The sequence below is a fragment of the Pseudoalteromonas sp. NEC-BIFX-2020_002 genome (assembly GCF_013002825.1).
Lineage (GTDB): Bacteria > Pseudomonadota > Gammaproteobacteria > Enterobacterales > Alteromonadaceae > Pseudoalteromonas > Pseudoalteromonas neustonica.
Genome location: NZ_JABEPJ010000001.1, coordinates 480,469 through 493,252 on the forward strand (window position 1 = coordinate 480,469; position 12,784 = coordinate 493,252).

Below are 12,784 nucleotides of genomic sequence, written 5' to 3' on the forward strand. Positions count from 1 at the left end.
AACCTAACAATAAAATATTTTTACTGGAGTTTATAATGAAGCGTGTAGCATTTTCTTTAATCGCTGGAGCCGTCACTTTAGCATTAACAGCCTGTAATGGTGATGATGGTAAGCAAGGCGTAGCCGGAGCACAAGGTTCAGTTGGTCAAAATGGCGTTGATGGAACGAATGGTCAAAATGGCGTTGATGGTAGTAACGGCCAAAATGGCGCTGATGGTGCATCAGGTCAAAATGGTGGCAGTGGCTTAACACGCTTGGCAACTGTGCCTGCCGGTGCTGAGGTAACGGGTATATTTTTAAGTGATGGTGGTGATTTGTTCTTCAACGTTCAGCATCCATCAGATACCAATACAGCGCAAGATTCAATTAATGGTAAAGTAATTAATCGCGGTACTGTTGGTGTGTTGCGCGGTGTTAATTTTAATAACTTACCTCGTAATGTTGTGAACTCGCCGGTTCCTGAAAGTGAGTTTGAACGCCAAACGGTTGTTGCAGCTTTGGGCGAATACCAAATACTGGGTCAAACAGGCGATACATTTGCTGATTTAGGCGAGAAAGGTTTAGCGGGTGGTTTAGGTGTTCATTATAGTATTAGCACAAATGAACATATTCTAGATAATGATAACCCTGACTTTAATGGCTTTATTGCTTCAGGTGATAACGAAGGTTATTTATTTACTAACTGGGAGTCCTACCCAGGTGGTGTAAGTCGTTTAAAAATGACTAAAAATACCGAAGGCGCATGGTCAGTGACAGATGCGATGATGATTAATTTTGATGGTGTAAAAGGCACGGCGGCTAACTGCTTTGGCTCGGTATCACCTTGGGGCACACCGTTAACATCTGAAGAGTGGATAGTGCGTTCAACGGTTGATTCAACAACAGATGCATCATGGAATGATCCGGCAAATACCAGCACAGACAACCTTGAAGCGCTAGTAGCCCCCGATTTCCCTAATCCTTACCGCTATGGCTACATTGCTGAAATTCAAAACCCAATGACAGATACACCAGATGTTGTTAAACATTACACGATTGGTCGTTATGAGCATGAAAACTCAGTCGTTATGCCAGACAAGCGCACTGTGTATTCATCACAAGATGATACCGGTGGTGTGTTGTTTAAGTTTATTGCTGATCAACCAGAAGATTTATCGTCGGGTACTTTATACGGTGCCAAACTAACTCAAGATGCAGGCTTAAGCGAACCAACGGTTACTGGCTTTGATGTTGATTGGGTTGAAATTGCAAGTGGTACAAATGCAAACATCGAAACGTGGATCAGTGAGTACGATGGTATTGATACCAGCGATTATGTTGCAGGTAAAACCAGTTACATGACACTGGCTGACGTACAAGCATGGGCAGATGGTAAAGCAACATACCCTACAGAAGCCGAAGGCGGTAGCCCGGTTACAGCGGGTAAAGCTATGGATGATCGCGCTGCATTTTTAGAGTCACGTCAAGCGGCCAAAATGAAAGGTGCAACAGCTGAATGGCGCAAGCTTGAAGGTATTAGCATCAATCACGACCGTGTTCTTGAAGCAATTACTGGCCAAGATATGATTGCAGATGAAGTGGTTACTAAAGCGTATATGTACATAGGTATTGCAGATTTAGATAACACGATGATTGATGACGAAGGTGATATTCAGTTATCACGTAGAGTTAAAGATTGTGGCGGTGTTTACCGTGCTCATATCGATACAAGCTACAGCTTAACGCGTATTGAACCTGTTGTGATGGGCGGTACTTACCGTTCAAGCTTAAACGGTGCAGAGCGCTGTGATGTTGAGCAATTATCGCAGCCAGATAACGTTATTGTTATGCGCGATGGCCGTATCATTATCGGTGAAGATGGTTTCCAAGAGAACAATACTTTATGGATGTATGATCCTAAAACTAAGTAATATTTAGGGCAAGCAATACGCTTGCCCATTTTTTTGCAAAAAAACCAGAGTCATAAAAATGAAGTATTTTATTCCCTTATTCCTGTTAGTTAACTTTGCACTAATAGGTGGCTGCTTTGATTCGGCCACAAAAAGTCTAGTAAGCGAAGATATTGAGCTGTTAGTAGAGTCTCCCCCTTACAAGGTTGGGGATGATATTCCTGCACTTGCCTATATGCAACATGATGAAGAATACAATCCTGAATCAGTTATTCCGCCGCAATGTTATACAAAAACAGAGGGCACAAATAACCCGTGTTATGCGTGTCATCAAACCGATAAGAAAAACAAAAATAGACCTAATGCCATGAACGATGGCCACTTACAGGGAGTGTATGAATTCTCTGATTTAGGGCTTAAAAATCATTGGAAAAATTTATTTATCGATCGCACTGCGCTGATTGAACAAATTTCAGATGATCAAATTAGCAGCTGGGTAAACCAAGATAATTACAGCCACTTTATTAAAAAGCTCAAAGCGAATCCAGATTGGCAAGGCGAAGTTGCTGAAGTGAAAAATCTAGCTTACCCGGCACAGGCATTTGATGCACAGGGTTTTGCAAAAGATGGCAGCCATTGGGTCGCGTTCAATTATAAGCCTTTTCCAAGTACGTTTTGGCCAACAAATGGTTCTACGGGGGATGTGATGATCCGCTTAGGTGATAATTTCCGTCAGCTTGAAGGGCAGTACAATCAAGATGTTTACATTGCTAACTTAAGCTTGGTTGAAATGGCCGTAAAAGATTTAGATAAAATTACAACGCCCGATATATCGGAACAAAAAATCGGCCAAGATTTAGATGGTGATGGCAAACTCAGTGCTGTTATTAGCCAAATAACTAAGCAAGCAAATTATGTGGGTGATGCGAAAAACACCCAGTTAAGCTATCAGTTATACCCGCAAGATACTGAGTTTTTGCACACTGTGCGCTACATTGGCGTAGATGAGAATGGAGAAATCTATAATGCACCTCGTATGAAAGAAGTGCGTTATATGAAAAAGCATGCGTTTAAATCTAAGCAGCTTTTAGCATCATCTTATTACAGTGAGGCAAAAGAAAAACACTTTGAAAACTTACCGCAAACACGATACCTCGGTGATGAAGGGATCAACAACATGTTTGGTTGGACTATCAATGGCTACATCGAAGATAGTGAGGGTGATCTTAGGCCGCAACATAAACAAGAATTGGCTTTTTGTAATGGGTGTCATAAAACGGTGGGCTCAACATATGACCAAAGTTTTTCATTCCCACGTAAGGTAGAAGGCCGGGAAGGCTGGGGTTACATTGACTTACGAGCAATGCAAGATGTGCCAAATAAAGGCGAGCAACAAGGTGAGTTTTTAACGTATTTTGAACGTGTTGGCGGGGGAGATGAGTTTCGTCAAAATCAAGAAATGCTAATGCGTTGGTTTAATCAAGATGGTACGGTTAATAAACAAAAAGTGCGCAGTGCTAAGAACTTGTATGAATTAATTACGCCATCTAAAGCGCGTGCTCAGCAATTAAATAAAGCGTATTTAACCATTGTAAAAGAGCAAAGTTATTTATTTGGCCGAGATGCAACGTTGATCAAAGCTAAAAATGTGCTTGAGGTTGTTGATGAGTCACAAGCTCCGCTACAAGAAGAAAAGCGGTATGTATGGGATATGCAGTTAGAGTGGAATTAACCTTAAAAGGCAAGCTTCATGAGCTTGCCTTTTTTATTACATTTTATTTGAGATCACATTTTTACTAACTTGGACTAAAAAACACTTAAAAATAGCCCGCTAAGCATTAATACCGTGATATTTACTGCACTCATTATTTTTACCCATGATGCCTTGAAACTATAAAAAATCATTAAAATTAAAAGGCTTAGCGCCATATACCCACAAAAAAGCAAAGCACCATAGCCGTTATTTTGAGCGACACTGAGCACTAAACTTAGTAAAATACTGATCCAAGCGGCGATGATAAAGCGCTGACTTTGCTTTTGTGTTGGGCGATTTTTAAACACATCGCGGTAATGGTTAAATTTTGCTAATGCAAAACAGTTAAATGCCAGTAAACAGAGGCTAAATTGCAGTAATTCGTTCATGCTTTTTGCTCCTCAAGCTGTTTTTTAGGAGAACGGCTTGAACGTTTTACTGGTGCTGTTTTACTTGTTGCAGTACGTAATTTTTTGACCTGAACAATAAATAAAGCTGCGCATACTAAACAGATCAAATCAAAACTAAACAATGCCCATTGGCCGTTGATTAGATAGCTAATTAGGTTACCTTCGGTTGTTATAGCGTTAATGAATGGCACACTAAAGCAGGCTGCGCAGTTGAGCCATGCTAATTGAATCCATTGGCGCTTACCACGTTTAAACAATGCAAATAATGCCACAGCTAACCAGGCTAGAAAAAAGGCCAAAATCTCTTTGTCTGCACGCTCAGCTGTTGTAATAGGAAGTAATCTATTAGCGATAAAAAAAGCGCATGTCGCCAGTGGTAAGCCCATTAAGGTGGCTAGGTTTAGCCCTTCTACCAACTTTAAGCCAAATGAGGCTGTTTGTTGTTTTTTCATTCGTTCACGAATACGTTTAGCCCACATAATACAGCCGCTGGCAATCATGACGCAGCCAGCAATACCACATAAAAAGTATAGCCAGCGCAGTAATGGGTTTGCTAAGCGACCCGTATGTAGGGCAGTCATTGAATCGAAGACTGTTTCACTGGCGCTGAACTCTTGATTAGTTTTCGCTATTAAGCTGCCATCAACACCATTAAAAAGCATCGTGGGGCTTTGATCTTGAACCAGTGAACCAGTGTTTGCTCTTACAGTGATAGTTGCAGACGCTTTATTTGGGTCAAGAATTGTTACTTGTGTTAAATCAGCATCTGGCCAGTTGGTATAAACTTGATCTAAAACATGTTCAATAGGGGCTAACGATGCTTTTTCAGGGTTGCTTTTAGTGCGAACATTGGTTGGCTGTACATCATCAAATAAGCCACGAACACCATTATCATACGCTGTCATCGCAGGGTAGGGAAATAACATAAATATCAGCGTGATCAGACCTGTATAAGTTATCATAATATGAAATGGCAAGGCTAAAACCGACGATACATTATGTCCGTCAAGCCAGCTTCGGCTGCCTTTATTACTACGAAAACTAAACATATCTTTAAATATGCGCTTATGAATAACGACACCAGATATTAATGCAACCAGCATAAATAAACTGGCTAAGCATACAATCCAGCGTGCGGTACGTGTATCGAGGTAATGCAAGTCAAAATGTAGGCGGTAAAAGAAATTTCCTCCTTGAGTTTCTCTTGGTTGATCAAGCTCTTGGCCTGTTACTGGGTTTATATAATGGTCTTGCCAGCCACCAAAGCGTTTACCTTCTGGGCGAGGTTTTTCGTAAGCATAATTAAGCTGCGGCTCTCGTTCTGAAGGTAAATAAACCCCCCAACGGTTAGAGTCAGGCGCCGTGTTTTTAAGATAATCGTAGCCGGCAACGATTTGTTCTCGTTGTATTTGTATGCGATTTGACGGCGTGGCTATTTGGTGTAATGCAGGTTGGTTCCAAAGCGTTACTTCATCACGGAAGAAGCTAATAGTGCCTGCAAAAAAGATTAAATAAAGCAGCCAACAGACCAATAATCCGACCCAAGTATGCATCCAGGTCATTGAACGGAAAAAACTCTCTTTCATAGCCAGTCCTTAAGTATTGCAATACACAATGCACACGCAGTAGTTGTTAGTAAAATAGTGATCCAAATTCTTTTGAGAGACTTAATAGCAAATACCCAAATAAATACACAGCTGTATACCAAAATAGTTAACGAGATACTCAGCAACACGGCATCAGATTTTTTTAGCGGTAAAATGATACTCAATAATGAAGTAAATACAGCCGTAAAAACGTAGCCACCTAAAATGGCAGCCAAAAAGCGAGAGAAAACAGCAAAACGGTATTTATGCGTTTGATAAAATTGACTTAACTTAGCCCGTTCCATGAGTGGTTGGCTATTTTCTATAGGTTGAGTATGCATAGATAGTCCCTTAAAACCCCTGCAAAGGGAGTGAATAAAAGGCTATTATATATTTTAGGTTCTGAAAAGATAGTGATTCGTATTTAAATGTTTAAATGCGAATGTTTTATGATTGATTTATAGGCGGTCGTTCGAAAGGAGGGTTACCTGATTATAGCTGGGTTTTATTATAATCTTAAAAGCTAACCCGTTATACTTAGTAAAATAGTGATCCATACCCAAACCACCTAAAGATGCAGACTTCATCTTGAGGTGGTTTGGGTATGCAAGCTGGTGATGACTGTTTTTAATAGAAAAGTTCGCAAATTTTTCAACTGCTTGTATGCTTAATTAAGCAAGATGAATGATTGTTATAGGCATTATTAAAAGGAGACGTTATGGCAGTACATGAACAACTTAATTATGTTGAATTTGCAGCAAATGATTTACAGGCAACAAAAGCATTTTTTAGTCAGGTATTTGACTGGCAATTTACTGATTATGGCCCTGAATATACGGCTTTTAGCGCAGATAAAGCAGGCCTTGATGGTGGTTTTTATAAAGCACCGCTTAACGCATTAACAGCAAATGGTTCAGCTCTGCTGGTATTTTATAGCGCTGATATCCAGCAAACACTGGCAAAGGTAGAGCAACACGGTGGATTAGTGATTAAGCCGCTATTTGATTTTCCAGGTGGCTGTCGGTTTCATTTTACAGAGCCTAGCGGTAATGAGTTTGCGGTGTGGTCAGAGTAAAGTGCATATACCTAAGTCACCTCAAAATGTCAGCGTCGTTGGAATTAAAAGCGATTTAGGCAAGGATTAATTGCAAACACTGTTTACTCCTTTATAAAAATTAATAACGCAGTATAAATTGCTTTAAAATCAGCTAAATTCTGCACCTAGAGGTGACTTGGATATAGATCATTATTTTACTAACTAAAGGAAATGATTATAGTGGCAAATTTAGCCTGCGAAGAGATTAAAGCATTCGTCCCAGCAAAGGATTTTATAGTTAGCAACCATTTTTATAAAGACATGGGGTTTGAAATTGCATGGGAAAGCCCTGAAATGGCTTACTTTTATCATGGTGATTGCAGTTTTTTATTACAAAATTTTTATAATGCGGAGCACGCTAATAATTTTATGATGCATCTATTGGTACAGGATGTATATGCATGGCATGCACAGCTTAAAAGCGCTGGTTTGATAGAAAAATATGACGTTAAGATGAGCGAACCACGCTTACAGGTATGGAATATGATTGATTTTGTGCTCTACGATCCAAGTGGTGTGTTATGGCGAATTAGTCAAAATAATAATGAAAGCTGATTTGTTACTGAACCAAGTTAGTAAATGTGTGATCTGTGAACCTGAGCTCCCTTTAGGTGCGCGTCCTGTGGTGCAGTTTAATCCGCTAGCGCGAATATTAATTGCAGGGCAAGCGCCGGGAATTAAAGTACACGAAAGTGGTGTGCCGTTTGATGATGCCAGCGGCCAGCGATTACGTCAATGGCTAGGCTTATCTGAAGCGGTATTTTATGACGCGTCTAAAATTGCGATTTTACCCATGGGGTTTTGTTACCCAGGTAAAGGTAAGTCGGGCGATTTACCGCCACGTAAAGAGTGCGCGCCAGCTTGGCGTGAACAACTTTTAAGGGCGCTGCCAAATATTAAGCTTACAATTGTACTGGGAAAGCATGCGCAAACGTATCACTTACCAGAGACTAAGTATTTACCGCTTACTGAGTTGGTAAAATCGTGGCGTGACTATTGGCCATCTACTTTACCGTTACCACATCCCAGCCCGCGTAATAATATTTGGTTGAGTAAAAACCCATGGTTTGAACAAGACGTTCTGCCGCATTTAGCACAACGAGTAGCCACTATATTAGAGTGTCAGGGTGATTAAGTGATGATAAATACGCAATTTGAGCAACATGGCTTTTTTCATGTGAAAAAGTTTTATACAGAAGGTGAACTTGCACAAGTGCGGGAAGTAATCCATTGCTTTCATGAACAATGGATTAAAGATAATCATAATTTTTATCACACCAAAGCTGTTAATAGCGCTTACTTAACTGCCAATACGTACTTAAATGATGCGCAGCGTTTGGTGTTATTTAAGTTTATTGCAAGGCATAAACTGATGGCACAAGTTGACTCCGTGCTTAATACTTCGGCATTTATGAATACTCAGCTATTTTTTAATCCTGTTAACCCTGAGCAGGAAAATTATTGGCATCGGGATATGCAGTACCATTTAGACTTAGAAGAGCAACAAGCAGCACTAGGCGGGCCTGAAGTTATACATTGTCGTGTGGCACTAGAGGATGAGCCTGGTATTGAACTTGTGCCAGGGACTCATAGGCGCTGGGATACGCCGACTGAGTTAGCTAAACGTTTGGCTACTGAGCATAATAACCCAAGCGATGATTTAGACAGTGGGCACGTAATAGAAATGCGGGCTGGCGACTTATTAATTTTTTCGGCGAATATGATTCACCGCGGCCTATACGGAAAAGATAGGCTCGCATTAGATATTTTATTTGGTGAACCACAGCCCGATGTACTGCATTTTGTGCAAGATATTTGCCTGCCGACACCGCCAATGCTTGAGGCATTAGAAGACGGCAGTGCATTTTTGGTTACTTTGGCGCACCAAGAGTAACCATCACATCACAGCTCAGTATTACTTAATAACGCCAGTAGTTGATCTTTAGACATTTGCCCAGCATCACCGGTGCCAGAAAGTACTTTATCGGCAAGGGCTTGTTTATGTTCATGCAATTTCAAGATTTTCTCTTCAATGGTGTTTTGCGCAATTAATCTGTAGACCGTCACTGGGCGCGTTTGCCCCAAGCGGTGTGCTCTATCTGAGGCTTGTTGTTCAACCGCGGGGTTCCACCAAGGGTCTAAATGCAACACATAATCTGCGGCTGTTAAATTCAGTCCTGTGCCACCGGCTTTAAGGCTAATTAAAAACAGTGGTGCGTCGCCGGCTTGAAATTTATCAACTTGTTGTTTGCGTTTATTGCTGCTCATACTGCCATCGAGGTAGCAATAGTTTATGCCTCTTTTTTGCAATCGCTGCTCGACCAGTTTTAAAACATCCACAAATTGACTAAAGATAAGCGCTTGGTGATTGTTCTGTAGTAGTTCCTCAATAATCGCTTCTGCGGTGTCGAGTTTACTCGAGGGCAGCTTACTGTTAGCAAGTAATAATTGCGGTGCAATACACGCGCGGCGTAGTTTAGTAAGTGATGCCAAAATTGTAATGTATTGGCTGTCTTCCTGGTTTGCTTGCTCTAATGCATTTAAGCGGGTTGCTTCGTATAAGGCTTGTTCTTTCTCACTCAGTGCAAAGGTAAGGTTGATCTCGGTTTTTTCAGGTAATTCAGTGAGCACCGTTTGTTTTGTTCTGCGCAGAATAAAGGGTGATACCAAGGTTTTTAGGGTATCAGCTTGTTGTTGGTTTTTATCTGCGTTGCCAAAGCGTTTTTTAAATACTGGTAGTGTGTGTAAAAAGCCGGGCATTAAAAAGTTAAATAAGCTCCACAGTTCGCCTAAATGATTTTCGATAGGCGTGCCAGACAACGCGATTTTAAAATGGCCATTTAATGCAAACGCGGCTTTGGCTCGCAAGCTGAGTGGATTTTTAATTGCTTGTGCTTCATCAAACACTATATTTGCAAATTCATGTGTTGCCAGTTGTTCACCAATTAGCGGTAATAGCCCGTAACTTACCACCACGATATCACCTGCTGCGGCGTTTGCGAGTACCTGCTCACATGTGCTGGCATTATCTATGGTTTTTATATTGAGTGCTGGTGCAAAACGATCTGCTTCAACACGCCAGTTATGACACACTGATTTAGGTGCTACAACTAAGCTTGCGCCAAGGCTGCTACGCATTTGTAATACGGTAAGCGTTTGTAAAGTCTTTCCTAGTCCCATGTCATCAGCTAAACACGCATTTAGGCCCCAATTAGCCAATTGCATTAGCCAGTTTACTCCCACTACTTGATAATCACGCAGAATGTTTACAAGGTGAACGGGGAGGATTGGTTCTATTGTGTGATTGAATTTAGCTAATCGTGTTTGCCAACTCTCACCAAAAGTAACATCACCTAAATCAGCGACGCTTTGATACAGTGGCAGAGCGCGTGCATTAGCGATACGAAGTTGGTCATCAGGGGCATTTTTATCGTCAATTTGCATGCCTTCAAGGCGGTTTAATAAGTTAGTTAAACGTTGATCCAATAAAAGTGAGTTATCTTCATCAAACTTAATAATACTGCCTCTACGCGGGGCTTTGAGTAGTGTTTGCAATGCGTAAACATCGCCACTTGGTAATGAAACATTACCACTGAGGCTCAACCAATCATTATCATCATTTAAGTTAAGTGATAAATGCTGACTTTTAGCCACTTTCATGCCTTGCGTGTTTTCGTCCCAGCTTAATGTGAGGGCGTTGTCTTTTTTTGCATTTTCAAGTATTTCGATTGCTTGGCTTATATCGGGTGGCACAAAGAATTGATGATGATCGCTGTGCTGTTGATATTCTTTATTTATAAAAACACCGCTCAATGCTTTAAGTAGCTTTTTAAATGCGCGTTTTTCTGCTTTCAGGTCACGTTTAATTACAATGCTGTTGTTTTGCGTGTCGTCGTTGTGTGCCAAGGTTGTTGCGCCTTGTGCGGGGGCAAGCCAAGGGCCGTCGAGACCAAATGGCATGACATAAAAATTAACGTCAATTCCCATCATCGTTAGTTTTATCACTGCACTGAAATCACACAGCCCTTGGCGAACATTATTCACTTGTGCAAACTCTGTACGTTGGCTACTGATATGGTGATCTGCGGCTAATGCAGTAAGCGCTGCATTGAGTTGAGGGAGTTTTTCTTGTGTTAAATTATTTGGTTGCTCACAAAGTAGCGCATCAAGTTTACGTTGTTTGTCATCAAAAATAAAAACTTGATAGCAATTAGAGTGACTATGGATGAGTATAAAGTCATCATTTTCGTCGATGATCTCTGGTTGTAAAATTAACCGATAGCATTCGTTTTTATCTTGAGCAATCTCAATAATAAATTCACCTTTGATAAGCGAAAGCGGCTCGCCGTGGTGATCTTCTAAACCTACAAATCCAACTAATGCCTGTAAAACGGCGCCAGTGGCTTGTATTTCTTTATAGCCAAATCCTGCATGGTTGTAGATAACTTGAATTAAACTGCGATCAGCTTCTGATAGCGCAGGCAGGTATTGCGCGTTATCAAGATCGTGAACATTAACTTTGCGCCCTTTAGTCCATTCGTCTTTATTATTAAGTTGTTGCACTTTGGGTTGAATAATCGGCAAATCTAAATGTGTTAAGTCGAGTTGCCAAACAACTCGCTGGTTTTGTTTTGGTGGCTCAATTTGACTCACTTCATCCAACCAGCGTTGCCACTGAGGCACACGTTTAAAGTGTTGAAGTAGGCCTTGATCAGGCAGTGGCGTGTCGTCACGTAACCAATTAGCGAGTGTTAAGCATTGCTCGCCTAGCCAGTGTGATTGCTGCTGGGCGTAACTGACAAGTTTTGTAAGTAGCGCAGTGTTGCCTCTTAGCTCGTTTATTTGTTCGTCTTTACTGTGTTTAACGAGCGCAAGTAATAAACTAAAAAGTGCCGGTAACGCGTTTGGGTTAGCTAATAAATACTCAAGTGTGCTGCTAATGCGATAATCTTTAAAGTGCACTATTGGGTCACTGTCGAGTAAGTAATCACTTGCTTGGCTGATATAGCTAAGTTCGCCGAAGTGCTTGTGATACCACTTTTTAATTGTGAGTAACTGTTTAAGATCGGTTGCAGTACCGCTGGCAAATAAGCAGGTGATATACAGTAAACCGGTGATTTCCCCTGGATAGACACCTTTACCGTGTTGTTTTCTAAAAACAGTGAGTGCGCTTTTATATTGAGCTATTGTCACATCTAATTGATTGCCATTAATTGCATTGATATTTGGCTCAATAAAGGTGGCTAAAAGTTGATCTGATTTATCAATGAGTAATTCATCATAATCGTTTTTTTGCAGTAAAACGGCCATGCTTTCATTGAGATAAATACGCTGCTTTCGCTCACACGCTAACGTGGGATTTGAAAGCAATGACGGCCAGCTCTGACTTTCATGTAAATTAAAAAATTGACCACGAATAAAATGCACTAAGCAAGCCTGTTGCCACTGCTCTGGAAGCACTTCCCACAACTGTTTACTAAATCGAGATTGGCCTAATAAGTTCACAAAATGAGGGTCTAAGTCTCGCTCAATATTAATTAAAGCGGTTTTTCTGTTGTTATTTTTATCATCAAAATAATGCAGGAGTACCACTAAAAAATTTAATGCTTTGTCTTGTTGATAGTAATTTTGGCATGCTTCAACAAGAAAAGGACGTATCAGTGTTGGTTGCTGCTTGAGAATATTCACACAGATGTATGCGACCGCATTTATCGATATTTTATAATGCGGGCCGTAGGGGAGTTTCCATATAAGTTCTTGCTGTTCTAATTGCTTAGCGTATTTAGTGACTTGCGCGTTTGAAAAAGAATAGCCTTTTTTAACATGGCTAAAAAGGCGCTGCGAGAATTGTTGAATTGAGTTTTGGTAACCATATGATGATGCGCCTAATAATACAGCGAGCAAGACACATAATTGTTTTTGTTCATCTTCGGTTTGAACGCGAGGCAAGTTAGTCAAAGACATAAAATAACTAAAGTAATTAAAACAATACAATGAGTATAAAGATCACACTATAACAAGCAATAAAAAAGCGACTTAATGCCGCTTTT

Annotated in this window: 10 protein-coding genes; 6 read left to right on the forward strand and 4 right to left on the reverse strand. The window is 40.6% G+C overall.

Going from position 1 to position 12,784, the window contains the following annotated elements:
• The first annotated feature begins 35 nt into the window (after positions 1 to 35).
• Entirely contained in the window at positions 36 to 1,910 is a 1,875-nt protein-coding gene (locus tag HJP15_RS01965; protein ID WP_054204031.1) for an alkaline phosphatase PhoX, read from the forward strand.
• A gap of 58 nt (positions 1,911 to 1,968) precedes the next feature.
• Positions 1,969 to 3,621 (forward strand): Aq_1262 family (lipo)protein, encoded by a 1,653-nt coding sequence (locus HJP15_RS01970; RefSeq protein WP_054452393.1) that lies wholly within the window; start codon positions 1,969 to 1,971, stop codon positions 3,619 to 3,621.
• Positions 3,622 to 3,695: 74 nt separating this feature from the next.
• On the opposite strand, the gene HJP15_RS01975 is transcribed toward HJP15_RS01970, so the two are convergent.
• The 3 genes from HJP15_RS01975 to HJP15_RS01985 are packed head-to-tail and all read right to left on the reverse strand — an operon-like array spanning position 3,696 to position 5,979.
• Positions 3,696 to 4,031, reverse strand: a complete 336-nt coding sequence (locus tag HJP15_RS01975; protein ID WP_054204033.1) for a DUF3325 domain-containing protein — start codon at positions 4,029 to 4,031, stop codon at positions 3,696 to 3,698.
• Positions 4,028 to 5,638, reverse strand: a complete 1,611-nt coding sequence (locus HJP15_RS01980; protein ID WP_170172947.1) for a PepSY-associated TM helix domain-containing protein — start codon at positions 5,636 to 5,638, stop codon at positions 4,028 to 4,030. Before HJP15_RS01980 ends, HJP15_RS01975 begins: the two co-directional genes overlap by 4 nt.
• Entirely contained in the window at positions 5,635 to 5,979 is a 345-nt protein-coding gene (locus HJP15_RS01985) for a hypothetical protein (RefSeq protein ID WP_054204035.1), read from the reverse strand. Before HJP15_RS01985 ends, HJP15_RS01980 begins: the two co-directional genes overlap by 4 nt.
• A gap of 377 nt (positions 5,980 to 6,356) precedes the next feature.
• On the opposite strand from HJP15_RS01985, the gene HJP15_RS01990 reads away from it, so the two are divergent.
• The 4 genes from HJP15_RS01990 (at position 6,357) to HJP15_RS02005 (ending at position 8,628) form a co-directional block, all read left to right on the forward strand.
• Complete coding sequence (locus tag HJP15_RS01990; protein ID WP_054204036.1) at positions 6,357 to 6,713, forward strand: VOC family protein; 357 nt, start codon at positions 6,357 to 6,359, stop codon at positions 6,711 to 6,713.
• Between the two features lie 201 nt (positions 6,714 to 6,914).
• The gene (locus tag HJP15_RS01995; protein WP_054204037.1) at positions 6,915 to 7,289 is read left to right on the forward strand and encodes a VOC family protein; all 375 of its coding nucleotides are present in this window, start codon (positions 6,915 to 6,917) and stop codon (positions 7,287 to 7,289) included.
• Positions 7,279 to 7,869, forward strand: coding sequence for a uracil-DNA glycosylase family protein (locus tag HJP15_RS02000; RefSeq protein WP_170172948.1), 591 nt, complete (start codon positions 7,279 to 7,281; stop codon positions 7,867 to 7,869). Before HJP15_RS01995 ends, HJP15_RS02000 begins: the two co-directional genes overlap by 11 nt.
• A 3-nt stretch (positions 7,870 to 7,872) precedes the next feature.
• Positions 7,873 to 8,628: a phytanoyl-CoA dioxygenase family protein gene (locus HJP15_RS02005; protein ID WP_082355577.1), complete on the forward strand. Its 756-nt coding sequence runs from the start codon at positions 7,873 to 7,875 to the stop codon at positions 8,626 to 8,628.
• 8 nt (positions 8,629 to 8,636) lie between these two features.
• Here the strand turns inward: HJP15_RS02005 and HJP15_RS02010 are convergent, their stop codons facing one another.
• On the reverse strand, positions 8,637 to 12,698 hold the full coding sequence (locus HJP15_RS02010; RefSeq protein ID WP_170172949.1) for an SNF2-related protein: 4,062 nt from the start codon (positions 12,696 to 12,698) through the stop codon (positions 8,637 to 8,639).
• Positions 12,699 to 12,784: the final 86 nt, after the last annotated feature.